The organism is Flavihumibacter sp. ZG627 (assembly GCF_000814325.1).
GTDB lineage: Bacteria > Bacteroidota > Bacteroidia > Chitinophagales > Chitinophagaceae > Flavihumibacter.
Map to the genome: position 1 here is coordinate 111,003 of NZ_JPHF01000008.1, position 25,281 is coordinate 136,283.

The window sequence follows — 25,281 nt, forward strand, 5'->3', positions numbered from 1 at the left end:
ATAATTGATCTTACAATTTAGGTATTTATGAAGAGAACAGTTCCCATATTGATACTGGTACTTGTATTATGGCTCGTGTTAGCGCAAAGCTGCTTTACTTTCAGAACCCCCGACAAAAAAATGATTGGCAATTTCAGGGAGAAAGGCATTGAATTGAAAACCCGATCTGTAAAGTCGGGAGACTATACTGTCCATTATGTGCAATCGGGTGCAGATACTTTACCTACATTGGTTTTCATACATGGCACACCGGGCTCCTGGACAGCCTTTGAGCCCTATCATGCCGACAGCCTGCTGTTGTCAAAATTCAGGATGATAAGTATTGACAGGCCTGGATTCGGTTACAGTAATTTCGGAAAAGCCATAAACCAGCAACAGCAATCCGCACTGATGCTGCCTTTGATCAGATCCTTTAAAAATGGTAAACCACTCTGGCTGGTGGGGCATTCACTGGGAGGGGCAACTGTATTGCAACTTGAACTTGATAGTCCGGGTATTTCTGACGGACTGGTAATCATCTCAGGAAGTATAGATCCTTCCCTGGAAAAGCCGGAGCGTTGGCGTTATGTGGTAGCGCGTACTCCATTAAAGCTGCTCTTACCCGGAGCCTTCCGGCCATCCAATGAGGAACTGATCTACCTGAAGGAAGATTTGAAAATAATGAAACCAAGGCTCTCAGCACTACGTCCGCCCGTGCTTTTTATACATGGCGACAAGGATAAATGGGTTCCTCCATCCAATGTAGATTTCGGAATGAAAATGCTCACCGGAGCAGCAAAGCTTGATACAGCCTGGATCTCCGGCGGGCATTTTATTCCGTGGACCGCTTTTGAAAGCGTGAGAGATTATTTGTTATCAGTTGACAGGAAATAACAGAATTTACCTCCAGCCATCACCATCAAGTACATTGCCTAGTCCGCCAAGTATTCCTCCCTCCTCTTTCCTGGTGGCAGTTCCATATTGCATGATGCGGCTTGCAAGCCTGCTGATAGGCAACGTTTGTATCCACACAGTGCCGGGACCTCTAAGTGTAGCGAAAAATAATCCTTCGCCACCAAAGATGGTATTCCGGATACCTCCCACAAACTGAATATCAAAATCAATTGTCTGCGTATAGGCAACAACACAACCTGTATCAAGCTTAAGGGTTTCTCCCGCCTTTAACTCACGCGCAAAAACATGACCACCCGCATGCACAAACGCCATCCCGTCTCCTTCCAGTTTTTGCATGATGAAACCCTCACCTCCAAAGATGCCGGTACCGAGCCTTCTTTGAAGAGCTATACCCACACTTACGCCTTTGGCAGCGCATAGAAATGCATCCTTCTGGCAGATGATCCTGCCGCCTAACTGTAACAGATCAAGTGGAATGATCTTTCCAGGATAAGGAGAAGCAAAACTTACTTTTTTCTTACCTACAGAAGCATTGGTGAATGCTGTCATGAAAAGACTTTCTCCCGTGAGTATACGCTTTCCTGCACTTACCAGCTTGCCCAGAATGCCGCCTGTGTTTTGTTTGGATCCATCTCCGAAAATAGTGGCCATCTGTATGCCATCGTCCATCATCATAAAGCTCCCGCTCTCTGCAATGGCGGTTTCATTGGGATCCAGTTCAACTTCTACGAACTGCATCTCTTCACCATGGATGTGATAATCGATTTCGTGATTACTTCTCATTGTTCAAAATTATTAAAAAGAAACGCTTTTATTAAAACCAGCTTCCAATAAATCGTTCATATGCACTGCTACCCTGCTCACCGGGTACCCTTCTGCGTCGTCTGCTAACATTCGCCAAATGACGGAACATGGTAACAAACACCAATGGAATAAATAGTAATGTCATTGGCGGGATGCCCAACATGCTGATCCACTTTCCACCATACTGGCGACGCATCGGGCGGCGCAATCTTTCGGAGATAAGATACATCGCCGGCACTATCACAAGGGTCATGAAGAAAGCAAAAGCAAGACCAAAAATAATCGTCCAGCTCAGTGGCTTCCAGAACACGGCATTATCACCTCCAAAGAAAATATGCGGATTCAGTTCTGCAAACAGTGTGATGAAATTGATATTGAAACCAACAGCTAATGGAATCAATGCGAGGATCGCCGCAAGGGCAGTTAGTAGTACCGGTATGATACGGGTTTTCCCTGCCTGTATCACCGCATCCCTGGTTTTCATTCCCCTTGACCGAAGCTCATCTGCAAACTCAATGACGAGGATCCCGTTCTTAACTACAATACCTGCCAGTCCCACAATTCCTATTCCCGTCATCACCACACTAACTTCCATCCTGGTTATACCAAAACCCAGCAACACCCCGATCACACTAAAAACTATCTCTGTAAGAATGATCACAGGTTTACTCACCGAATTGAATTGTAATACAAGAATGAACAGGATAAGCATAAGCGCAATCACCAATGCCTTCCCCAGGAAGGCCCCGGTTTCTGCCTGCTGCTCTCCTTCACCGGTCTGTTTGATACTTACATTCTCAGCAGTCACCTTATAATTATCGATATGACCTTTTATCCGCTCATTCACTTCTGTTGGCGTATAACCCGACAATACATTTGAACGTAGTGTTATCACACGCTTCTGGTTCTTTCTTTTAACACTACCCAGCGTACTTGTGTAATCCACGGTCACAAGTGAACTGATCGGAATTTTCTTGATCGCTCCACCGCTTGCAAAATCTCGGAATACAATATTCATATTGAGCAGGTCGGTAAGATTATTCCGCTGCAACACATTGTTACGCAACTGAACTTTATACTCATCCTCTCCATCTTTTATTTTCGATATTTCCCGCCCAAACAATGCGGTACGAATCTGCATTCCCACCTGAGCAGATGATACACCTTCAATCAATGCGCGTTCGCGGTTGATGGTAAGTGATATCTCCGGATTAGTGAGATCAACATCCATCTTCAACTCTTCCACACCCGCCACCTGGATCGAGTCGAGGTAGTTCTTTAATCCAACCGAAGTCTTAATAAGGTCATCAAAGTTTTCACTGGCGATCTCTATATTGACGGGCGGATCAGTTGGCGGACCACCCTGCTCCTGTGCAACACTTAGCTCTGCACCGGGTATGCCTTTCACCACCTGCCTTATCGAATCAAGGAATGGTTTGGTTGATACACCATGACGCTTTTCGAATTCAACAAATGACACCTGTATACGACCCAGCTCTGCACGCGTACTCCTGTCGCCACTCATCGGATCACTTGCCCCTACAGCAACGTTGGAGATCACCGACTCAACAATAGGATTCTCTTTTCCATTCTCCATTCCAAGTACTTTATATACACGTTGCTCAAGCGTTTGGGTAACTGAATCTGTATACTCCACTGAAGTACCAACAGGAAGTTTCAGGTATACATACACGAAATTGGGATCGCCACTCGGGAAGAATACCACCGGCACATCCCTGATCACGAAAAAGAAAACAGAAAATACCAGCAAGGCAAATGTTGCAATCAGTAGTTTAACTGGTCTCCAGCCCGTGAGCGACCAGCGAAGCAGCGTTTCATAACGGCTCATTATCAATGGCAATGCCTTGTTCTGGAAACCGTTAATAACATCTTCCAGTACAAACCTGTTGAAAACACCAAGAATCAAAAAGAACAACAGGAGGTTACCCCAGAATAAATACATATTGGTAGCACCGGGTACATCCTTGCCAATTGTAAATCCTAAGGTGAGAAGTACAAGGCTAAGAACAAGTGTCATCCAGAATCCCTTCTTACGGAAGAACGCAGATTTTGGTTCCTTCTTGTCATCATGCACCATGAAATCCACTGCAAATACAGGGTTCATAATAAACGCTACAACAAGTGATGCAGTCAATGTAAAGATCAGCATCGTGGGAAGGTAGATCATGAATTTACCAATGATACCCGGCCAGAATAGCAGTGGTATAAAGGGTGCCAGCGTAGTGAGCGTTCCTGCAAGTACCGGAACAAATACCTCACCTGCTGCCATCATTGCTGATTTTTCAGCACTTAGTTTTCCATGCCCCTCCACAAATATGCGGTGCGTATTTTCGATGACCACAATAGCATCATCCACAATAATACCAAGGCCAAAAAGTAAGGCGAAGAGAACTATGAAGTTGAGTGTAACATGCCCTCCCACAATAAGGTCGGCTGCCGGTAAGAAAAGAAAGGCAACAAACATACTCAGTGGTACACTCAGTGCTACGAAGAACGCATTGAGAACACCCATGAAAAACATCAGGATTATCAGTACCAGCACGAATCCGATAACTATAGAATTCACCAGGTCATTGAATGACACACGGGTAGCCTTGCTCTGATCACCCGTAATAACCATGTTCAGATCCTTCGGAAATTGTGTTCGCTTCAGGTCTTCAACAATGGCCTTCACATCATCTGATGTTTCTATCAGGTTCTCCCCTGCACGTTTGATGATATTAAGTGTAATTACATTCTTACCATTCAACCTGGCATAGCTCTCTTTCTCTTTTACCGTGTCAACTATATATGCGATATCCTTTAGGTAAATAGGTGCACCACCTGTATTTCGGACGATAACCTGCTGTATATCAAAAGCGGTTTTAAACTGGCCCTTGAGTTGCAGGTTACGCTTCATATTGCCCACTTCCAGCAATCCTCCTGATATATCAAGATTCTCTCTTCCTACTGCATTGGCTATATCGTCGAATGTAATGTTGGATGCCTGCATGCGGGCATTATCAACATTTATCTGGAACTCCCTTTCCGGTGCACCTACAAGGTCAACCCTGTTTATCTGAGGCAGTTCCTCGAGCCTGTCCTGCAATTCATCTGCATACTCTTTCAAACGCACCAGGTCATAATCACCACTGAGGTTCACATACATGATAGGCTGCTCGGAGAAACTTACTTCCAGTACAGTAGGCTCTTCTGTAAGATCAGTAGGCAGGTCCTTTTTTGCCTTATCAACCGCATCCCTCACTTTCTGAAGGGCAATATCAGTTTTTACATCCGTATCAAACTCCACCATGATGGCACTGAAGTCCTGCTGCGAAGTGGATGTTGTCTTTTTAATTTTGGCGCCGGTTATTCCCTTGATCTGTTTTTCAATTGGGCGACTTACCAGGTTCTCTATGTCTTTGGGTGAATTACCTACATAAATGGTTTGAACATAAATGGTAGGGATCACAATATCTGGGAACTGTTCTTTTGGAAGAGTAACAAACTGAAACACACCCGCAAGACTCACAAATACCATCATCAGGTAGATGGAGGTCTTGTTGCGGATACTCCAGGTTGTTGGTCCAAATTGCTTGAACGTATGTTTTATATTATCGAACATGGAAGGATAGTTGCTGGTTTATTGATTATTGCTTGCTACTGATCTGATGCCATATACTGTTCATCTATCAGCATTAAATCCTGCCGGCCTCTGTACTGATGAGTTGGCCGTCATACAAACTCTGGAAACCTTCCGTGATCAGCACATCGTTCGCCTTGAGGCCGGTATGTATTTCTAACTGATCACCATAAAGCTCACCAATTGTAACCACCCGCTTTCTTGCGCGCAGTTGTCCGTTCTCATTTACTGCCACCAATACAAATTTTCCCTTTTCATCATTCTGTAAAACATTCACGGGAATGGTCAGGGCATCTTTCACAGTATAATCTTCAATCCGCACCTTAGCGATCTGGTTTGGTCTTAAACTCTTATCTGCAGGCATTTTGGCTTCTATATAAAAGGAGCGGCTGTTGGGATCAATGAGCTTTCCGGCAACACTTACCTTACTGGTAATTGTTTTTCCTATATCCGGCAAAGTCACAATCACCGGACTTCCCACTTTAACCCGGTCGAGATAATTTTCCGGAACCTGTGCAAGAACTTTGAGGTTGTTTGAATTAACAATCCGAATGCCATTCATGGGAGAACCGGTAAAAGTTTCACCCACCTTAATATTTACTTCATCGGCAATGCCACTAACATTTGCATAAACATTTGACATTGATAATTGCTCATTCAGTATGGCGATCTGCCGCTCGGCCTGGTCAACATTGTTCCTTGCTGTTATTACCTGCACTTCTGTTCCAATGTTCTGGTCCCAAAGATTCTTCTGCCGCTGGTATAAATTCTTCGCGAAGCCCAGTTGTGTTTTTGCTGTTTCGATCTGCTGCCTTATAACAGCATCATCCAGTTTCAACAGAAGTTTACCTTTTGAAACAACATCGCCTGTCTTAACATAGATCGCCTTTACCTGTCCACCCATTCCTCTGGGGGTTACAAAAGAAACATTCTCCGCATCGATCTTTCCCTGCAGGTCAATATAATGGGTGAACGGCGCGGTTGATAATGTAGTGAGAGAAACAAGTTTCGGCTTCTCCTTCACGGCGGAAGCCGGGTCGAGCGCCAGTATTTCCTTTTCCAGAACAATGATCTTCTCATCGATCTTTTTCTGCTCTCCCTTTAATTTGGTCAGTTCAGTTTTTTTCGATTCCAGTTGTTTATTGGCATTACCCGTTCCGCAGGCCATAGCCAAAAGCACTATCGCTGCAGTCAGTAATTGTTTTATTCTCGTTTGCATTTTTGCTATTTATAGATCAGGTTTAATTAATAGATTTTTCCTACAGCCTTCAGGTAATCAACTTTTGCAATGGCTGCATCATAGAGCGCGGCGAAATAATTGGTCTGGGCCAGCCTCAGTTCTGTTTGAGCATTATTGATCTCGGTATTAGAACCAAGTCCCTGTTCATACTTCTTTTTGGTTTGGTCGAAAACCTGTTCTGCCAGTTGCATATTATCTTTCTGTGCATCCACTGCCAGCACGGCATCACGGAAACGGTTACGCGAAGAGGCCACATCATAATCGATATTCAGTTTCAGGAGTTCCATATCATACTCCGATTTTTTTACCGCTGATTTAGCCTGGGCGATCTGTGCACTTTTGCGGAACCCATCAAATATGGGAACGTTGATCTGAAGGCCTACAAGGCTGTTGGCAAACCACATTCCTCCCGACTTAAAGAAATTGAATTCATTTCGCAAGGCCTGGGTATTAAGCTGGCTGTATAAAGCCACCGTGGGGATATAACTCAGTTTGTATCTCCTCACATTGAACTCATTCAATTCTTTTCCGATCTCCAGCAACTGGTACTCCCGACGATCTTTATAGTCATACGCCGTATCAAGTATCTGGTTCTTGACGAGTTCTTCCGTGAGTTCTTCTGCAAGAATAATACTATCGCGAAGCGGCATACCGATCAGCATTTTGAGTCCGAGGTATCCATTTGCCAATTGTGTATTGAGCTTGAGGCTATCCGTTTTCAGGTTAGTAAGCGAAACACTCACCTTATCAACATCCAGCTTCTCCGCGAAACCATTTTTGTAAATCTCCCTTGTATCATGCAACAGCTTTTCAAAACGCTGGATATTGGCATGATACAATTCGATCTGCTGATGTCCGATCAGTAACTGGTAATAAATTTTGTGGACATTGATGGCGATTGTTTCTTCTGTGATCTCGCTGGTTTTTCGTGCCAGCGACATGGCGGCATCACGTGCCTGAAGACCTACAAACACCTGTCCGTCAAACAATACCTGGTTCAATGCCAGGCCAAGGCTCGCATTCCATTTTGTTCCGAACTGGGCCTGTACAAATCCAAAATCCCCGGGTGATACAATGGCATTACCATCGCCATCTTTTACGCCTTCCTCTTCCAGTACGCCATAAGTTGCTGCGGCGATGAAGTTGGGGAAGCTCTGTACTGGAACACGAGGGAAATAATTCAGCGCGGCCGATCCTGTTATCTGTGGGAGGGCGTTGGAGGTAACCTCACGGTTCACCTGCTCCTGTATCCGGATATCTTCCAACGCCTTCTTTACCTGGTTGCTGTTCTGCTTTGCATAACTGACAGCATCCTTAATAGTGAATGAATGAACTTTTTTCTCGTCCTGGCTGTACACGGTGATCATGGAAAAGATCAGCCCGGTAATAAGCGGAAATCTCAACCATACTCTTTTCATTTGCTTTGTCATTTTTGAGCTTGTTTACGTCTTTTTTGTTGATACTTCAGAGCCAGTTTATAACCTTTCAACGTAACGATGCCAAAGAGATAATGTTCCAGCACCTGTTGTTCCACATCTGCAAGATTCGCTTTCTGCCTGCTTAAGAAAGAGGGGTCAAATGGGAGCAACATACTTTCTACCCGATACCTTGCGATGATATCAACATTGATCTCGGGGCGATAGAGTTCTTCGCGGATGCCCCACTCGAGATTTTTGCGGATAGTATTGTAGAGATATTCGTGCTTATGTTGTTCCAGAATGCCAAAGGCGGCGGGATGATATTTTCGAAGGTCAAAAAGCACTGCCGGGTTCATCGTCCTGAACATATGCTCCACCATATCCATGGCACGGAACATTTCATCTATTGCGTCGGATGCATTCTCCTTATCCACCTTGCACAATTCTTCCGACTCACAGGTCTTGTAACGAATCACCGCCAATACCAACTCATCCTTATCGGCATAATACTGGTAGATGGTCTTCTTGCTCATCCCCAACGCCCCGGCAATATCATCCATGCTAACGCTCCTTATGCCATAGCGCATGAACATATCCCTGGACATTTCCAGTATCCGCTCCCTGTTATCGATTTCTGTCATTGGGCCGTAAAACTATAGAAACTTTTATCGTTACCAAAGTTTCCATCATCATTTTCTGCAATTCATAACATAAATACAATAAAGCCCCCGGTGAAGGATTTGAATAAAACCGACAAAACACCTGCCAGTTTTCCGTGAAATTATCATGTAAGCATAGCATGGCATTTAGTAGGTTTGCAGTTGAAACTACAGTATGGACAATCAACCGGTAAGAACCGATGGCTGGAGGTGGAGGAAAATTTTCCAGTATTTCCTGCAGGGGGTATTAGTAACTGCACCTGTGGTGATAACGGGCTACCTTATCTTTTGGTTTGTTACTTCCATCGATAACCTGATCCCGATTTTTGAAGTGCGCGACAGTGCAGGTAACATCATCACACGTAATTACGGACTCGGCTTTATTGCCATCATTATAGGCCTTATTGTTCTGGGATACCTAAGTACCAATTTCATCACCAGCCGCCTGTTCAGCCTCTTTGATCACTGGCTGGAACGCGCGCCAGGCGTTAAGTTTATCTATAGTTCAATAAAAGATTTTTTTGAAGCCTTTGCCGGTAATAAACGCAAATTCAATAAAGCCGTGGCGGTTTCCATTTACCAGGAAGATGTTTTCCAAATCGGATTTGTAACCGATGAAGATGCCAGTGAATTCGGCTTCCAGGATTATATCACTGTTTATATTCCTCTTTCATACTCCTTTGCGGGACAAACATTTCTTGTTCCCCGCAGCAGGGTTAGGCCTTTAGAACATATAAAAGCTGCTGATGCCATGAAATATGTGGTATCGGGCGGAGTGGCTGAACCCGCACATGATACTGAAGGACCGCCCGCTAAAAAGGGCTGATGATCTATGATTCGGATATTGTTACTGGTGGCTTTACTGCTTCCGGTGAAAGAGCTTTATTGCTGGGGTTTCTTCGGGCATAAGCGTATCAATGAATACGCCATCTACCTCCTGCCACCCGAAATGCTGGTTCTCTTCAAGCCCCGGCTGGAGTACCTCCGGGAGCATGCCGTTGATGCAGACAAGCGCCGTTATATCCTTAAAGCTGAAGCCCCCCGCCATTATATTGATCTTGATAAATATGGTGAATGGCCTTTCAATGAACTTCCCCGCAAGTGGGAGGAGGCTGTTGCTAAATATTCAGAGGATAGCCTGCAGGCACATGGCATTCTTCCCTGGCGGATATTGCAGCTCACGAGCTCTTTGACCAAGGCCTTCCGGAATGCTGAAACAAATAATATCCTACGCATTGCTGCCGATCTGGGTCATTATATCGGTGATGCGCATGTGCCCCTGCATACCAGTTCTAACCACAACGGGCAACATACCAACCAGCATGGCATACACGCTTTCTGGGAGAGCCGCCTGCCCGAATTGCTTGCCGATAATGAGTGGGATCTCTTTACAGGTAAAGCTATCTATATAGAGAAGCCAGCTGAGTTTATATGGCGATGTGTCCTGGAAAGTGCCGATGCTGTTGATTCTGTATTAAGGATGGAAGCTCAATTATCGGCAACAATATCTCCTGATAAAAAATATGCCTGGGAATGGCGTAACCAGCTGGTGATAAGGCAGTATTCAACTTTCTATAGTCGCCGCTATGATGCAGTGCTGCGGGGGATGGTGGAAAGAAGAATGCGGCAGGCCATTCATGCTGTTGCAAGTATATGGTATACCGCCTGGGTGAACGCCGGGCAACCAGACCTGAAAAAACTGAACAGTTTGATAACACCTGGCATGTATCCCGCTGTTGATAGCCTCGAGCAGCAGTGGCGCCATCAACCTATCAAGGGCAAATCCTGCGACTGATCATTACCCGAAATGCTTTAGAGCTTCGGGATATGGTATTTTTTAAGGAAATTGCGCTCTTACCAAACGCAAGCAACGTGGTACATAATTTCAATGCAGGACCATCCATCCTGCCGGCAGAAGTGTTCAGGCAGGCAAGTGAAGCAATCGTTAACTATAATAATATGGGGCTCTCCATCCTGGAGATCGGTCATCGTACCGATGCATTTCAGTCGGTGATGGATGAGGCCCAGAGCCTTGTAAAAGAACTCATGGGGTTGGATAGTAATAAGGAAGTGTTGTTTCTCCATGGAGGAGCATCCACCCAGTTTTTCCAGGTTCCCATGAACCTCCTCGATGATAATGCAAAAGCAGCTTACCTCGATTGCGGGGTATGGGGCACAAAGGCAATCAAGGAAGCTAAACTATATGGAAGCGTTGAAGTAGTGGCCAGTTCGAAAGACAGGAATTATGCGTATATCCCTAAGGGTTATGCCATTCCATCAGATGCTTCCTATTTCCATTATACAACAAACAATACGGTTGAGGGTACACAGATGCATGCCATTCCGGAAACAAGTATACCCCTTGTAGCCGACATGAGCAGTGATATCCTTAGTACAACTATGGATTTCAACCGGTTTTCTCTGATATATGCTGGTGCACAGAAAAATATTGGCGCGGCGGGAGTTAACCTGGTGATCGTTGATAATGAGATACTCAACAAGGTTAGCAGAAAGCTCCCCACCATGATGGACTACCGCGAGCATATAAAGAATGGCTCGATGTTGAATACACCCCCTGTATTTGCTGTATATGTTTGTATGCTTACGCTGCGCTGGCTTAAAGGGCTGGGTGGGGTAAAAGCAATCCAGGAAATTAATGAACAGAAAGCAAAGTTGCTTTACGATACAGTGGAATCCATTCCGCTTTTCAATTTACCCGTGGCAACTGAAGACCGGAGTTTGATGAATGCTGTATTCACCATGCCCGATGCTGAACTGGAAAAAGCATTTCTCGCTACCTGTAAAACAAATGGAATGTATGGCGTGAAAGGACATCGCTCTGTAGGAGGTTTCCGCGTGAGCATGTACAATGCACTTCCTCTTGAAAGTGTAGTTGTACTGACCGACCTTATGAAAGATTTTGCAAACAAGAACGGATAAAAATATACTGAAGATATCATGGCAATAATAAAACCATTCAGGGCATTACGCCCACAACCCAACGCAGCAGCAGCTGTTGCAGCGCCACCTTATGATGTTTTGAATTCTGCCGAGGCAGCCGCGCAGGCAGCATCAAATCCCAATAGCTTTTTACATGTCACCAAATCAGAGATCGACCTTCCGGGTATCGCCGACATTCATGTTCCTGAAGTATATGAAAAGGCCAAGACCAACCTCGAAGCATTCAGGAAAGAAGGTATTCTGCTCCGCGAAGAAAAGCCCTGTTATTATATCTATGAACTGGTTATGCAGGGAAGGCAACAGACTGGGTTGGTAGCAGTTTCGTCCATTGATGATTATGAAAAGGATATCATCAAAAAGCATGAATACACGAGGCCAGAAAAAGAACAGGACCGCATCAACCATATCCGCACCAGCGGGGCACAAACAGGTAATGTATTCCTTGCATACCGCGATGTGGATGCACTCAATGATCTGATTGAAAAATGGAAAACATCTGCACCCGTTTATGATTTCACTGCAGCAGATGGTATCAGTCACCGCGTGTGGATTGTAGATGATGAAAATACCGTCAGCCACATCAGCGATCTGTTCAATAGTAGTGTGCCATTCACCTATATAGCAGATGGCCATCACCGTGCTGCCTCTGCAGCAAAAGTGCGCCAGTCGCTGGATGCAGGCTACCACGATAATGCGAATTATTTCCTCACAACATTATTCCCGGCTGCACAGTTGCATATCATGGATTATAACCGGGTGGTAAAAGACCTGAACAATCATTCGGAAGCTGATTTTCTCCGCGCCCTCTATGAAGATTTTGAAGTGGAAAGAATGCCCTCTGCCTTCTCTCCTACTCACCTGCATGAATTCGGCATGTATCTTGGTGGACAATGGCATAAACTCACCGCTAAGCAAGGCAGCTATTCAGAAGATCCAATTGGTGTTCTTGATGTAACTATATTATCAGATAAGATATTGAGTAAATTACTTGATATACATGACCAGCGTACAGATAAAAGAATCGATTTTGTTGGTGGCATCAGGGGCTTGCATGAACTGGAAAAACGTGTTGATAGTGGTGAGATGAAAGTTGCTTTCAGCCTTCACCCTGTGAGCATCCAGCAGCTTTTTGATATTGCCGATAGTGGCAATATTATGCCACCGAAAAGCACCTGGTTTGAACCAAAACTCCGTGATGGTTTACTTACCCATTTAATCTACGAGTAAATGAAATTTATCCCGAAGAATATCATACTGGCCATGAGTTTTTTCCTTGCTTCAATGGTTGCGCTGGCGCAGGATGACGCTGCCAGTCTGCACCAGAAAGGGAGAACATTTATGCAGTCGGGCGACTATGCCAATGCCACCCTTGTTTTTAAGAAAGCGCTGGAACAAAATCCCGCTAACACGGAGATCCAGAATGACCTGCTTTTCAATTATTACCTCTCGGCCGATTATGGTAATGCCATGCAGTATGGCAGGCAGCTCACTGATAAGCCTGGCGCTGACCTCAGAAGTTTCCAGTTACTTGGACTCACCTACAGAGCAATTGAAGAAATTAAAGAGGCAGAGCGACTCTATAAAAGAGGAATTGAAGCATATTCGAAAAGTGGAGTGCTCTACAATGAATATGGCGAGCTGTTGTATGGAAGAAAGAAATATGAAGAGGCGGCAGAGCAATGGGAAAAAGGCATTGCGGTAGATCCTAATTATTCCGGCAATTATTATAATGCAGCAAAACATTATTACCGAAGCACCGATAAAACATGGGCATTATTATATGGTGAGATCTTCCTGAACCTGGAGAGCTATAGCAGGAGAACACCCGAAATAAAACAACTGCTGCTGGATGCCTATAAGAAATATTACACCAACATGAATGGGATGAAGGCCCCTGATAAAGCAAATGGTTTTGAGATGGCTTTCACGGGATTGCTGAATAAACATGCTGCTGTTGTTGGTTCGGGCATTACAACTCCGTCCATCACCATCATGCGTACCCGTTTTATTCTCGACTGGTTTGAAAAGGAACCGGTGAAATACCCCTACAGGTTATTTGAATATCACCGCCAGCTGCTGCAGGAAGGATTGTTTGATGCATATAACCAGTGGATCTTTGGGGCAGCGCAGAACCTGTCAGAGTTCCAGGCCTGGACTCTCGCCAACCAGAAAGCCTATGAGGCCTTCAGCAATTTCCAGAAAGGACGGGTCTTCAAACTTCCGGAAGGGCAGAATTACAGGTGATTGTCCAATTATATATGTCCATGACCATGGCCTGAAATAATGGTTTTTGCCCCCATTATTTCCTTTATATATGTCTTATAGTTGTCTAATCCTTGTCTAAACCTTGTCTCATATTTTGCAAAAGCCGCGCGGGCAGGGAGTTTCAGACTTTTTTGCAACAACAGTGCAACTATATTGGGTAAAACTCACCCCAATATTGCGTCTGCAAAAAGGGCATTTAGCAGTAATCCCACAGTAAATACCTGCCTTCCCATCTATTTAGCATTTCTTTAGTTTAATGTCTAAACATTAAACCAGAGAGAAGCCCTATATTTGCCTCCGTAACTGAAAATTTTATACACACAATGAAAAAAGCATTCTTATTCGCAGCTGCCATTGCAGCAATCGCAACAGCCTGTAACACAACACCCGAAGCAGCCGAAGCAACTACTGCTGAAAAGCAGGAAGCAGCAGCAGCGGCCGGCGCATCATTCGCCATCGACACCACTGCAAGTGCAGTTGAGTGGCTGGGAAGCAAGCCGGTTGGTCAGCACAACGGAACTTTCAAGATCACTAATGGTAATTTCAGCATTGCAGATGGCAACATCGCGGCAGGAAATTTCACCATCGATATCAATTCTCTGAACAACCACGACCTCAAAGCAGGTGAAGGAAAAGAGAAACTGGAAGGTCACCTGAAGAGTGCCGACTTCTTTGATGCAGCAAAATATCCTACTGCTAAGTTTGAGATCACAGGTGTAGAACCAATTGCCAACGACAGCAGCGCTACCCACAAAATCAGCGGTAACCTTACCCTGAAGGATAGCACCAAAAATGTAAGTTTCCCGGCAAAGGTTGCAATTGCTGACAACAAAGTTTCTGCAACTGCCAGCTTCAATATTGACCGCACCCAGTGGGGAATGTTCTATGGTAACGACAAGAGCCTGGGCGATAAAATGATCCGTCCTGAGGTGAATATCAAGTTGAACATTAACGCCAACAAATTATAACTCGCTTTTTTCTAGTGATGTTTTGAGTTGGATGTAACCGGCAGGGTAAACCTGCCGGTTTTTTTTATTCGCTTATGCCCGGCCATGATTGCTGTGGAATGCCTAAATTGTTAGCGGAAGCATATATTTGAGCAGTAAATCTTCTCATCAACGATCGATTGCATATGGACCACCCAAAAAGACTTTTTGATTGCATTGAATACCAGTTAGAGCAGAACCCAGACCAGGGAATGATGGCGGCTAAGGAAAATGGCCAGTGGCGCACCTACTCCGTGAAAGAGGTTTCAGAGATGGTGAATAAACTAAGCGGGGGATTGCTTAACCTGGGCATCAGTTGCGGTGATATGACCGAGCAGGGAAGAGATAAAGTTGCCATACTCTCAAAGAACCGTCCCGAGTGGATGATGGTTGACCTTGCCGTACAGCAGATCGGTGCGGTATTAACGCCCTTCTACCCCACCATCAATGTGAAGGAGCTGGAATTTGTGCTGAATGATGCGCAGGTGAAACTCGCCTTTGTGAATGATGAAGACCTCTACCTTAAATTACTCAGTGTACAATCGAGGGTGCCATCCCTCAAACATATTTTCACTTTTGAACATGTTGCCAATGCGGCTCATTGGAAGGATGTATTTCATGCCTCCTCACCCGATGCAGAAGCCCGCATCAAAGGGATTGCAGATAAAATAAAATCGGAGGATCTCGCAACCATTATCTATACATCCGGCACTACGGGAACGCCAAAAGGAGTGATGTTATCCCACAATAATATTCTCAGCAATGTGATGAGCAGCATTAATCCTGTTTTCACGGAGATAGGAGTAAAGGGACAGCGCTCGCTGAGTTTCCTTCCGCTCAATCATATCTTCGAAAGGATGGTCACCTATATATATATGTTCTCGGGAACACATATTTATTATGCGGAGAGCCTTGAGACCATTGGCGATAACCTGAAAGAAGTGCAGCCATCCCTCTTTACAACGGTACCGCGACTGCTGGAGAAGGTCTATGAAAAGATCATGTTGAAAGGCATGGAACTGGAAGGCATCAAGAAAAAACTTTTTTATTGGGCACACGACCTGGCCGACAAATACAATCCCGATACCAACCAGGGAGTATGGTACAAGGCACAACTTTCCCTGGCCAATAAACTTGTGTTCAGTAAATGGCGGGAGGCGCTCGGCGGAAATATCAAAGCCATCGTGAGTGGTGGCGCTGCCTGCCAGGTGAAGCTTATCAGGATATTTACTGCCGCAAAAATTCCGATCCTCGAAGGCTATGGACTAACAGAAACATCCCCCGTTATATCGGTGAACCGCTATACCGAGGCGGGAAGAAAATTTGGTACGGTGGGATTGTTACTTGATGATGTGGAAGTGAAGATCGCCGAAGACGGCGAGATTTTGAGTAAGGGACCGCATATCATGATGGGCTATTACAAACGCCCCGATCTTACTGCAGAAGTGATCAAAGACGGATGGTTTGCAACCGGCGATATAGGCATGATGGTGGACAATAAATTCCTCAAGATCACCGACCGCAAGAAAGAAATGTTCAAGACCAGCGGGGGAAAATATGTTGCACCGCTACCTATTGAGAACAGGCTGAAAGAATCTCTGTACGTGGAACAGCTCATGGTGCTTGGGGCCGATAAAAAATTTGTAAGTGCTCTTATTGTACCCTCCTTTCCTAACCTGAAAGACTGGTGCCGCCAGAATAATATTGCCTATACCACCAATGATGAAATGATCCGCCATCCTAAAGTGGTGGAGCTTTATAAGGACCTGGTGGAAAATTTCAATAAGTACTTCAACCAGGTAGAGCAGATCAAGAAATTTGAACTGCTGCGGCTCGACTGGAGCATCGATACCGGTGAGCTCACCCCCAAAATGAGCCTCAAGCGCAAAGTGATCATGGAGAAATACCAGGATGCAATCGAGCGGATTTACAGCTAATCAAAGATACCCGTCTGACACATGTCAGGACATATGTCAGACGGGTATTATACTTTTCTGATTCTTTTTGCGTTAATATTGGAGATCAATTTGTATACCTATGATGTTCCGTTCGATCCTGGCTCTTGCTATTATCGGCTCAGTTGCCCTGAGTTCCTGCAGTCGCACCGTTATTGTTCGTAAAGGACCGCCCCACCGCAAGCATTTTTACCATATGCCTCCCGGCCATGCCAAGAAGGTTTATGGAACCAAATCGGCTAAGCCTTTTGCTCCCGGACAAAGAAAGAAGAAGCATTAATTACCCTTACCGGGCACTGCCTCAGTAAGTATATAATTGCCATAGGATTTTACCGCCTCGGCAAGCTGCTCTGTGGGGATATGTCCCGACATGGTAACAGTTGCCTGTGGACTTTCCTTCTGAACCCTAACCGCGGTAACCCCCGGTACAGCTTCCAACGCTTTTGTAACATTACTGATGCATCCCCCGCAGGTGATGCCGCTTACTTCATACTGGTGTGTCATATATTTCGTATTTAATTTTTAAATAAGATCATCAAGTGATTTCCTTGGCTTCACCCGCAGTTTCCGGAAATGGCTGGGGGTTAACCCGGTTACCTTCCTGAACTGGCTGCTGAGATGCGCCACACTGCTGTATCCTAATTCATAAGATATCTCGGTAAGACTCATCTCGTCATAAACCAACATTTCTTTTGCCCGCTCTATCTTTTGCAGAATAAAAAACTGTTCCAACGTTATGCCTTCCACTTCGGAAAACAACTTACTGAGGGAGGAATAATCACGGTTAAGTTTGGTGGTTAATATATCGGAAAGCTTCTTTTGTTCAAGTAATTCCGGATCCTTAACCGCTTCAATTATGGTTGTTTTAATAGCTTCGATAGTTCGGGATGCCTTATCATTGATCAACGCAAATCCGAAACCGGCAAGCACCTTCGAAATCAATTCCAACTGGCTGGCATCGGGTTCGCCCTTAAGTTCCACTTCGCCGAGATCAATATCCAGCACTTCTTCCCCCAGTTTCTCAAGTTCGGTCTTCACTACATACTTGCAGCGGTTACAAACCATATTCCTGATATAAAGTTTCATCTGCAATGTTTTAGAAAATTATATAAGCTTACTCCATTTCAGTCTTAGACTATTGACCACCACACTAACAGAACTGAGTGCCATGGCAGCCCCTGCTATCATAGGATTCAGGAGGAAGCCATTAACGGGATAGAGCAGTCCGGCAGCAACCGGTATTCCTATCAGGTTATAGATGAAAGCCCAGAACAGATTCTGGCGTATAGCCATCACCGTTTTTCCTGAAAGCTTCAGGGCTTTCGGGATCTGCAGCAGGTCGGAAGATATCAGTGTCATTTTAGCAACATCCATCGCGATATCAGATCCCTTTCCCATGGCGATACCAAGATCTGCCTGCGCCAGTGCCTGTGAATCATTGATCCCATCTCCTACCATGGCTACCACTTTACCTTCCATCTGCAATTTGGCAACAAATGCCTGTTTATCATCGGGCAGGGCTTCTGAGCGGAATGATTGGATCCCCACTTCGCGGGCTGCTGCTGCTGCCGTATGCGCATTATCACCGGTGAACATATGCACTTCAATACCCATGTTCTGCAATGCGCTCACCGCTTCCGCTGATGTTGCCTTTACTTTATCAGCGATCGTAAGAATTGCCAGTATCTTATTCTCTTCACCGAAATAGATCACTGTATGGGCAGCTTTTCTACCCTTCTCCGCCTGCTCATCGAGCATTTCACTTATAGCAGCCTTTTTAATTTGCGCCAACTTGTTATTCCCCACCCAGTATTCTTTTCCGGCAGATCTTCCTTCCACACCCATACCGGTAATACTATGAAAATCCTGGATATCAACCACCTCATCACATTTAGCTGAAAGTGCTTTCACCACAGCCTCTGCCAGCGGATGTTCTGATCGCTTCTCGAGCTGGTATAAGATAGGCAAAACCCGCTTCTCCTCCACACCCTTCTCCCAGCTTATTGCCATCAACTCCGGGCGGCCCTCAGTAATGGTTCCGGTTTTATCAAGCACCAGGGCATTTACTTTACGGGCCCTCTCCAGGCTATCGGCATCGCGGATAAGGATACCGTTTTCAGCACCCTTTCCCATGCCAACCATGATGGCGGTAGGAGTGGCTAACCCTAACGCACAGGGACAAGCGATAACCAGCACAGTCACCATTGCCATCAGTCCGTGAGTAAGCGCATTTTCACCCCCCAGCATCAGCCAGGCCACCAGCGTGAGCAAGGCTATTCCAATAACTACCGGAACAAAAATGCCGGCGATCTTATCTACCAATTTCTGTACCGGTGCCTTAGAGCCCTGTGCTTCCTGCACCATCCGGATGATACCGGCCAGCATTGTTCCGGCACCAACTTTCTGGGCACGGAAACGGAAACTTCCTTTCTGGTTGATGGTTCCTGCAAATACTGCAACCCCTTTTTCTTTATGCACCGGAACAGGCTCACCGGTAATCATTGATTCGTCAACATAGGAAGATCCACTCTCCACAATACCATCCACCGCAATCTTCTCTCCACTCCTTACAAGCACCAGGTCGTTCACCTGCACAGAAGAAATCGGAATTTCCTTTTCCACCCCATCCTGCAAAACCCAAACAGTTTTAGGCTGCAGGGCCATGAGCTTTTTAATGGCGGAAGATGTATTGCCTTTTGCCCTTTCTTCCAGCAGCTTACCCAGCATAATGAAAACGATCACTACCGCCGCTGCTTCAAAATAAACATGGGGATGCAGTGCGCGCTGGTGCCAGAATTCAGGAATAAGCGTATTGAAAACACTGAAGCCATAAGCCACCCCTGTACTCAATGCAACAAGGGTATCCATATTGGCTTTGCCAAACTTTGCCTGCTTCCAGGCATTCCTGAAAAAAGAAGCACCATAATAAAAAAGCACGGGGGTACTAAGCACCCACATGATATAATTGGCATAGGGCATATCCATAAAGAACATCCCGATTATGAAAACAGGTGTTGTTAGGATAGCAGCCCTCGTTGTACGCCTTTTAAGATCCTGGTAATGACTGGCAAGGGCTGCCTCCTGCTTTTCGCTAACATTGTCGGTATCAATGATGAGATCATATCCGATGGATTGCACCACCTGCTGCATCCGGGTGGTGTTGATAAGGGCGGGATCGTATTCAACCTGCAGCTGCTGCGCCGCGAAATTAACTGTAGCAGCGCCTACTCCACCCTGTGCAGCCACCATGCTTTCCACACTGATGGCACAGGATGCGCAGCTCATGCCGGTTACATGTAGGTTAATCTTTTTCATGACCCAAAGTTCCCTCAAAAAGAGCCCGCGGTCATTACAGTATATGGGATGATTGTTACATAATTAGGAACTATGCCGCATCCGCCGCGGACCATACCAGAGCCAGAAACCGGTGAGGGAAAACGTTAATAATGCAAGTCCCGTGATAGTAGTATAGATCAGTTTGAAAGCACCCGATTTTAATCCCAGCAATTCATCTACAATACTGCCATCATGGAGATGTTCAATAAAGTCGGCCCTGCGCTTTTCTTCCAGCAGCACCTGTCCCGTTGCCATATCGAGTTGCAGCGCATCATAACTGTCTTTGAAGAGAACTTTTGCAATGCCCTTATCGGGCCTTATATCAAGGCGATCAATGTTGGCTTCAATATGACCTTTATTGATGCGATGTGTAACCGCGAGCCGCTGCAGGCTATCGAGCGATAACCAACTGGCAGCATTCATCTGGCTTCCGGTGCTGGTGGCGGCAAGCAGGTAACCGCCCGAATTCTTTTTCCACCCCAACAACACACTCGTAATTCCAATCACAATAAAAAACAGGAAAAGCGCGATGCCTGTCCACCGATGAATTCTGCGGGTTTGCCGCAACAGTCTTGCCTGTGTTGACCTGCTCATTCATCAAAGATACTGGCATCGCGCATTAACCGCGTAATTACATCTCTACTCCCTGCATGGCATCACCTTTCATATTCTTCTTCTTGAAAAGTGTGGCATCGATCTTACCAAAACGATAGCCAAAAGTGAGGCGGATCATCTGTGGATCTCTCAACCTTAAATACTGCTGACTAAAAAATTCATTATATGAATACTGCTTCATTTTCCTTGTTCCGAAAATATCATTGAAGCTCAGTGTTGCAGAAGCTGCATTGTTCTTCAGGAATGATTTCTTTATGGCGATATCTATTCCGTAGTTGGCACTGATATATCCTTGTGAAGCACTCTGGCTCTGCATCATGGGCGGACCGAAACCGCTGTTCTGGTTGATAGGCAGGTTGGTTTTTGATTGATAGGTAGCACTTAACTGTATGCTCGTTGACTTTGGAAGTTTGAAGGTGTTATTCCATTTTCCAAACAGGCTCCACATTGCATCCTGGTCTGCACCCTGAACCTCGTCGGTATTGATCTTACTATTGTACAGATTCAGGTTTGTTGTCATATCCCACCACTTTGAAAGCGGATTAACTGCCGTGAATTCCATACCGTAACTGCGACTATTATTTGCATTGATAAAACTGTTGATCAGTACCTCTTTGCCAAGTACTTCATCATACTGCAGATCCTGGTAGCGTGTGATCAGGTTGTTGGTGTACTTATAATAAGTTGATGCCAGCAAGCTGTGGTTTCCGGTAAATGTTTTTGTCCATGACATCTCCAGGCTCTGTGTAAATTCAGGAACAAGGGCACTATTACCCCGGGTGATATTCAGGGGATCAGAATAATCGGTGAAAGGAATCAACTGGAAAAAATTCGGGCGGTTGATCCTGCGGGTATAACTCAACTGCAACTGCTGATCGTCATTAAGTTTCTGGCTGAGTGAAAGGGATGGGAACAAACTGATGGGGTATTTATTGCTGAAAGTTGCACCACTCTTTACCAGTTCACCCTCATAGGAAGAACTCTCACCACGAAGTCCGAACTGGTAACCGAAATTCTTAATGGTATTGGATACAGAAATATAAGCAGCATACACGTTATCGGTATTCTTATAATGGCTGGTAGCATCCGGGGCAAGAACAAATTCATTGGCAGCCACATCGAGTAAATAGTTATCGATATTGTTTTCTGTTTTACGAAGCTGCGCACGCAAACCGGTTTCTATCTTTGCCTTTCCCTTCAATGGCCTAACATAATCAGTTTGCAGGGTGATAAAATTCATGTTGCCTTCACTGAGCATTTTCTGCTCCTGGAAATCAGCAACGGCCCCACCTTTTGCCGTAAAGTTGTCAGTATGGAAAAGTGAATTACCATTGTTCTTACCACCGAAATAATTGATATCGGCAGTCCACTCTTCACCATCGCGGGGGAAGAGTTGTTTTATGCCCAGTTGAAGTCCGGTGCCATTAAAAGTTCTTCCGCTTGCTGTACTTCTTTCGGAGTAGCTATTGGTGGTGCCGGAAGAATACAATGAGTCGGTGCTTGTACTGATCATTTCTGTGGGATTGAATTCGCCACGCACCTTTACTGCACCAAGAGAGATAGTGGTTCTGTTGGTAGCGAAATAATCGAAGCCCAGCCGGCCAAACATAAAAGCGCCATCATTACGACCACTGTTATCCTGGAATATATTGGTAACAGGTGTTTCAGCAAAATTGAAGCGATCAGTAGACCCGGTACTTCTGCCTTTATTCTGGTTGTACATCGCATTGGCACTGAAGTTGAACTTCTGCTGGCGCAAACTAAGATCACCACCCGCGGTGATGGCACCATACTTATTGATTCCCGTTTGCAGGTTACCGTTATAGCCGGTCTTTTTATTCTTCTTGAGAACAATATTCAATATACCAGCATTACCCCCGGAGGCATCATATTTTGCAGATGGATTAGAGATCACTTCAACTGATTCAATAGAGTTGGCAGGTATCTGGTCGAGTGTTAGCGTTGTAGGCCGGCCATCGAGGAAAATAGTTGGCTGTGCATTACGCATGGTAACATTACCATCGATATCTACCTGTACGGATGGAACATTCTTCATGATATCAAGCGCTGTTCCGCCTGCACTTACCAGGTCTTTCTCCACGCTGAAGATCTTCTTCTCGCCATCCATTCTTATCAGTGGTTTGGCAGCAGTAACGGTAACGCCGGAAAGCTCCTGCGCCTGGCGATCCAGTTTAATATTACCGAGGTCTTTCATTATTCCCCCCATTCCGAAGCTTATGGATTGTTCCTGTTCAGCAAAGCCGAGGGCAGATATCTTCAACTTGAGTGAACCAGCCATAGGCAGGTCAGCAAAACTGAAATCGCCGTTTGCTTTAGTGGCAAGGCCTGCAACAAGGATATCCTTTGGTTTTCCGGATGCAGAATCTTTCTTGCTTTGCAGCAATACAACCGATACATCTGCGAGGGGCTTACCATCGCTGTCGGTGATCTTTCCATACACTGTTCCGGTCATGGCGCCGGGCATGCCAGCACCGGGAGCGCGACCGGCAGGTGGTTGCGCAAAAGCGCTAACCGAAAGGATGGAAATGCAGATAAGGAATAATAGCTGTCTCATTACTTGATAATTATGACACAAAACTATACAGGTAAGAGGCGTGGCGGGGAGAAATGAGACGATCACCCAAAATGATGCGACCTAACCTTCTTTCAGGGAAAGCTTAAGCTGATTTACCCGTGATCTGGGCGATGGTTTCGCGGTAGTTCTCTCCTACCGGCACTTCCATGGTGCCGATGAAGAGACTGTTTTTGCGGATGGCAGTCACCTGGTCTTTAGCAATAATGAATGACTTATGCACCCTTATGAATTTATCGGCGGGAAGTGTTTCTTCCAGTTGCTTCATGCTCATACGGGTAACTACCGGCTTGGAAGAACTCTTGAGATTGATCTTCGCATAATCTTTTAGTGATTCGATCCAGAGTATATCGGAGAAAGTGATCTTAAGGAGACTATAATCAACATTTACAAAGAAATAGCCGGGTGCGGATGTTGCAGAACTTATTGGTGAGGCCGGCGTAAGATTTTTATTATTCCTGAGTTCGAAGAGTTCTCTCGCCTTATGGCAGGCTTTGATGAAACGGTCGAGGGGTACCGGCTTCACGAGGTAATCCACCACATCGAGATTATATCCCTCCAGTGCATATTTTTCATAGGCAGTGATCAGGATGAATAATGGCTTTACCGCAAGGCTCTGGATAAACTGGAGTCCGGTTAATCCCGGCATCTGTATATCAAGAAAAATCAGGTCAACCGATTCTTTCTCCAGCACTTTCATGGCTTCCAGCGGATGCTCGCAGGAGGCTACCAGCTCAAGGAAGGGAACCTTGCTGATATTATCCTCCAGCAGCTCAAGTGCCAGTGGTTCATCGTCTATAGCCATGCATCTCAGCATCAGTGAAGTTTAAGGGAGAGGTGAATGATGAATTGGTCGTTCTGCTTCTCCACATTCAATGTATGATCTTTTCCGTAAAGCAGGTTAAGTCGGCGTTTCACATTGGTAAGGCCAATACCCGAGGTCTTGTCTTTAACTTCGGCGGCATCTTCGCGAAACTTATTGCTCACAATAAAGCTGAGTTCATGGTTGCGGGCCTTCAGCACAATATTGATAGCAGCATTTTCCACCATTCCCGTTCCATGCTTGAAAGCGTTCTCCACAAAGGGTATCAGCAGCATGGGTTCAATTTCATAACTGCGGTCTACATCACTGAAGTCGGCATTGATGATTACATTTTTACTAACCCGCTGACGCTGGAGATCTATATAACTCCCGAGGTAATCGATCTCTTTATCGAGAGAAACTTTTTCGCCATCAATATCATAGAGCATGTAGCGCATGAGGGAGGAGAGCTTTATCAGCGAGGGCTCGAGCAGGTCTGATTTCTTTCTCGCCAATGCCACCATATTGTTCAGCACATTGAACATGAAATGCGGACTCACCTGCGATCGCAACAGGGTAAGTTCTGTTTTGAGATTCTCATTGATCTTCTCATCATCCAGTCGCTCTGCCCTGATCCTGTCAATCCCCATTCTGATAGCCGTGCTCGTGGCTATCATGAAAACATAAATAAAGAATGTAAAGAGAATATGGATGCGGAAATTGAAATGGTGGCCTTTGAGGAAAATCTGGTTATTCATCCATCCGATGCCGAGGTACAGGAGGAAAAGCGCGGCAAGAGCTATTGCAAACTGTCCGAATTTCTGACGGTAAAGCAATTTCGGGATCAGTACCAGCGCATTGAGGTAGAACAATCCCACCCAGAACAGGTTGTTGATAATATAAAAAATGGTTCCACCGGGAGTACTATTCTTTTCCGGGGGCCTGTCACCCATGGCTGGACGGAGCAGGAAAGGCAGGGAGAAAAGCACTACCCATGCCAGTATCTGCAACGATACCAGGATCCATTTGCGGCCAAAGGGTTTCCTTAACATGCAAGAAAATTAGGCCATTTGCCTTTAATGGAGAGCCTGGGGCGATAAAATGCGGCAA

Annotated in this window: 21 protein-coding genes; 9 read left to right on the top strand and 12 right to left on the bottom strand. The window is 45.4% G+C overall.

The window, feature by feature from the left end:
• Positions 1-27 precede the first annotated feature (27 nt).
• Positions 28-873 carry an alpha/beta fold hydrolase gene (locus HY58_RS14860; protein WP_039133628.1) on the top strand — a complete coding sequence of 282 codons (846 nt, stop codon included), beginning with the start codon at positions 28-30 and terminating at the stop codon, positions 871-873.
• Positions 874-879: 6 nt separating this feature from the next.
• Here HY58_RS14860 and HY58_RS14865 read toward each other — a convergent pair whose 3' ends face one another.
• From HY58_RS14865 to HY58_RS14885, 5 genes are all read right to left on the bottom strand, one after another.
• Positions 880-1,677 carry a TIGR00266 family protein gene (locus HY58_RS14865; protein ID WP_039133631.1) on the bottom strand — a complete coding sequence of 266 codons (798 nt, stop codon included), beginning with the start codon at positions 1,675-1,677 and terminating at the stop codon, positions 880-882.
• Between the two features lie 31 nt (positions 1,678-1,708).
• Positions 1,709-5,323 (bottom strand): efflux RND transporter permease subunit, encoded by a 3,615-nt coding sequence (locus tag HY58_RS14870; protein WP_039133634.1) that lies wholly within the window; start codon positions 5,321-5,323, stop codon positions 1,709-1,711.
• 73 nt (positions 5,324-5,396) lie between these two features.
• A complete protein-coding gene (locus tag HY58_RS14875) occupies positions 5,397-6,560 on the bottom strand; it encodes an efflux RND transporter periplasmic adaptor subunit (RefSeq protein ID WP_039133637.1) in 1,164 nt (387 codons plus the stop codon).
• A 26-nt stretch (positions 6,561-6,586) separates the two neighbouring features.
• Positions 6,587-8,011: a TolC family protein gene (locus HY58_RS14880; RefSeq protein WP_156123709.1), complete on the bottom strand. Its 1,425-nt coding sequence runs from the start codon at positions 8,009-8,011 to the stop codon at positions 6,587-6,589.
• Positions 8,008-8,640: a TetR/AcrR family transcriptional regulator gene (locus tag HY58_RS14885; protein ID WP_039133639.1), complete on the bottom strand. Its 633-nt coding sequence runs from the start codon at positions 8,638-8,640 to the stop codon at positions 8,008-8,010. Before HY58_RS14885 ends, HY58_RS14880 begins: the two co-directional genes overlap by 4 nt.
• 193 nt (positions 8,641-8,833) lie before the next feature.
• Between HY58_RS14885 and HY58_RS14890 the strand changes: the two genes are divergently transcribed.
• The 8 genes from HY58_RS14890 to HY58_RS19020 all read left to right on the top strand — a co-directional run bounded on the left by HY58_RS14890 (position 8,834) and on the right by HY58_RS19020 (position 17,105).
• Positions 8,834-9,484, top strand: a complete 651-nt coding sequence (locus HY58_RS14890; protein ID WP_052324173.1) for a DUF502 domain-containing protein — start codon at positions 8,834-8,836, stop codon at positions 9,482-9,484.
• 6 nt (positions 9,485-9,490) lie between these two features.
• Positions 9,491-10,453 (top strand): zinc dependent phospholipase C family protein, encoded by a 963-nt coding sequence (locus HY58_RS14895; RefSeq protein ID WP_052324174.1) that lies wholly within the window; start codon positions 9,491-9,493, stop codon positions 10,451-10,453.
• A 77-nt stretch (positions 10,454-10,530) separates the two neighbouring features.
• Entirely contained in the window at positions 10,531-11,598 is a 1,068-nt protein-coding gene (gene serC, locus HY58_RS14900; protein ID WP_039133772.1) for a 3-phosphoserine/phosphohydroxythreonine transaminase, read from the top strand.
• A gap of 18 nt (positions 11,599-11,616) precedes the next feature.
• Positions 11,617-12,846, top strand: a complete 1,230-nt coding sequence (locus tag HY58_RS14905) for a DUF1015 domain-containing protein (RefSeq protein WP_039133642.1) — start codon at positions 11,617-11,619, stop codon at positions 12,844-12,846.
• Positions 12,847-13,863 carry a lipopolysaccharide assembly protein LapB gene (locus tag HY58_RS14910; RefSeq protein ID WP_052324175.1) on the top strand — a complete coding sequence of 339 codons (1,017 nt, stop codon included), beginning with the start codon at positions 12,847-12,849 and terminating at the stop codon, positions 13,861-13,863.
• Between the two features lie 344 nt (positions 13,864-14,207).
• Positions 14,208-14,852 carry a YceI family protein gene (locus HY58_RS14915; RefSeq protein ID WP_039133645.1) on the top strand — a complete coding sequence of 215 codons (645 nt, stop codon included), beginning with the start codon at positions 14,208-14,210 and terminating at the stop codon, positions 14,850-14,852.
• A gap of 164 nt (positions 14,853-15,016) precedes the next feature.
• Entirely contained in the window at positions 15,017-16,807 is a 1,791-nt protein-coding gene (locus HY58_RS14920) for a long-chain fatty acid--CoA ligase (protein WP_039133648.1), read from the top strand.
• A 100-nt stretch (positions 16,808-16,907) separates the two neighbouring features.
• Positions 16,908-17,105, top strand: coding sequence for a hypothetical protein (locus HY58_RS19020; RefSeq protein WP_156123710.1), 198 nt, complete (start codon positions 16,908-16,910; stop codon positions 17,103-17,105).
• On the opposite strand, the gene HY58_RS14930 is transcribed toward HY58_RS19020, so the two are convergent.
• The 7 genes from HY58_RS14930 to HY58_RS14960 form a co-directional block, all read right to left on the bottom strand.
• A complete protein-coding gene (locus HY58_RS14930; RefSeq protein ID WP_039133651.1) occupies positions 17,102-17,329 on the bottom strand; it encodes a heavy-metal-associated domain-containing protein in 228 nt (75 codons plus the stop codon). The genes HY58_RS19020 and HY58_RS14930 overlap by 4 nt on opposite strands.
• 18 nt (positions 17,330-17,347) lie before the next feature.
• Complete coding sequence (locus HY58_RS14935; protein ID WP_039133653.1) at positions 17,348-17,911, bottom strand: AraC family transcriptional regulator; 564 nt, start codon at positions 17,909-17,911, stop codon at positions 17,348-17,350.
• A gap of 18 nt (positions 17,912-17,929) precedes the next feature.
• Positions 17,930-20,140, bottom strand: a complete 2,211-nt coding sequence (locus HY58_RS14940; protein WP_039133656.1) for a heavy metal translocating P-type ATPase — start codon at positions 20,138-20,140, stop codon at positions 17,930-17,932.
• A gap of 63 nt (positions 20,141-20,203) precedes the next feature.
• Complete coding sequence (locus tag HY58_RS14945; protein WP_039133658.1) at positions 20,204-20,755, bottom strand: PepSY-associated TM helix domain-containing protein; 552 nt, start codon at positions 20,753-20,755, stop codon at positions 20,204-20,206.
• A 37-nt stretch (positions 20,756-20,792) separates the two neighbouring features.
• Complete coding sequence (locus HY58_RS14950; RefSeq protein ID WP_039133660.1) at positions 20,793-23,351, bottom strand: TonB-dependent receptor; 2,559 nt, start codon at positions 23,349-23,351, stop codon at positions 20,793-20,795.
• Positions 23,352-23,454: 103 nt separating this feature from the next.
• Complete coding sequence (locus tag HY58_RS14955; protein WP_039133663.1) at positions 23,455-24,186, bottom strand: LytTR family DNA-binding domain-containing protein; 732 nt, start codon at positions 24,184-24,186, stop codon at positions 23,455-23,457.
• A complete protein-coding gene (locus HY58_RS14960) occupies positions 24,186-25,223 on the bottom strand; it encodes a sensor histidine kinase (protein WP_039133666.1) in 1,038 nt (345 codons plus the stop codon). Before HY58_RS14960 ends, HY58_RS14955 begins: the two co-directional genes overlap by 1 nt.
• Positions 25,224-25,281 lie beyond the last annotated feature (58 nt).

Excerpts from the sequence above, each read along its gene's own strand:
- HY58_RS14910 (WP_052324175.1), top strand. The coding sequence starts at position 12,847 with ATGAAATTTATCCCGAAGAATATCATACTGGCCATGAGTTTTTTCCTT.
- HY58_RS14940 (WP_039133656.1), bottom strand. The coding sequence starts at position 20,140 with ATGAAAAAGATTAACCTACATGTAACCGGCATGAGCTGCGCATCCTGT.
- HY58_RS14960 (WP_039133666.1), bottom strand. The coding sequence starts at position 25,223 with ATGTTAAGGAAACCCTTTGGCCGCAAATGGATCCTGGTATCGTTGCAG.
- HY58_RS14875 (WP_039133637.1), bottom strand. The coding sequence starts at position 6,560 with ATGCAAACGAGAATAAAACAATTACTGACTGCAGCGATAGTGCTTTTG.
- HY58_RS14905 (WP_039133642.1), top strand. The coding sequence starts at position 11,617 with ATGGCAATAATAAAACCATTCAGGGCATTACGCCCACAACCCAACGCA.
- HY58_RS14865 (WP_039133631.1), bottom strand. The coding sequence starts at position 1,677 with ATGAGAAGTAATCACGAAATCGATTATCACATCCATGGTGAAGAGATG.
- HY58_RS14935 (WP_039133653.1), bottom strand. The coding sequence starts at position 17,911 with ATGAAACTTTATATCAGGAATATGGTTTGTAACCGCTGCAAGTATGTA.
- HY58_RS14920 (WP_039133648.1), top strand. The coding sequence starts at position 15,017 with ATGGACCACCCAAAAAGACTTTTTGATTGCATTGAATACCAGTTAGAG.
- HY58_RS14950 (WP_039133660.1), bottom strand. The coding sequence starts at position 23,351 with ATGAGACAGCTATTATTCCTTATCTGCATTTCCATCCTTTCGGTTAGC.
- HY58_RS14945 (WP_039133658.1), bottom strand. The coding sequence starts at position 20,755 with ATGAGCAGGTCAACACAGGCAAGACTGTTGCGGCAAACCCGCAGAATT.
- HY58_RS14930 (WP_039133651.1), bottom strand. The coding sequence starts at position 17,329 with ATGACACACCAGTATGAAGTAAGCGGCATCACCTGCGGGGGATGCATC.
- HY58_RS19020 (WP_156123710.1), top strand. The coding sequence starts at position 16,908 with ATGATGTTCCGTTCGATCCTGGCTCTTGCTATTATCGGCTCAGTTGCC.
- HY58_RS14955 (WP_039133663.1), bottom strand. The coding sequence starts at position 24,186 with ATGCTGAGATGCATGGCTATAGACGATGAACCACTGGCACTTGAGCTG.
- HY58_RS14895 (WP_052324174.1), top strand. The coding sequence starts at position 9,491 with ATGATTCGGATATTGTTACTGGTGGCTTTACTGCTTCCGGTGAAAGAG.
- HY58_RS14885 (WP_039133639.1), bottom strand. The coding sequence starts at position 8,640 with ATGACAGAAATCGATAACAGGGAGCGGATACTGGAAATGTCCAGGGAT.
- HY58_RS14890 (WP_052324173.1), top strand. The coding sequence starts at position 8,834 with ATGGACAATCAACCGGTAAGAACCGATGGCTGGAGGTGGAGGAAAATT.
- HY58_RS14880 (WP_156123709.1), bottom strand. The coding sequence starts at position 8,011 with ATGACAAAGCAAATGAAAAGAGTATGGTTGAGATTTCCGCTTATTACC.
- HY58_RS14870 (WP_039133634.1), bottom strand. The coding sequence starts at position 5,323 with ATGTTCGATAATATAAAACATACGTTCAAGCAATTTGGACCAACAACC.
- HY58_RS14915 (WP_039133645.1), top strand. The coding sequence starts at position 14,208 with ATGAAAAAAGCATTCTTATTCGCAGCTGCCATTGCAGCAATCGCAACA.
- HY58_RS14860 (WP_039133628.1), top strand. The coding sequence starts at position 28 with ATGAAGAGAACAGTTCCCATATTGATACTGGTACTTGTATTATGGCTC.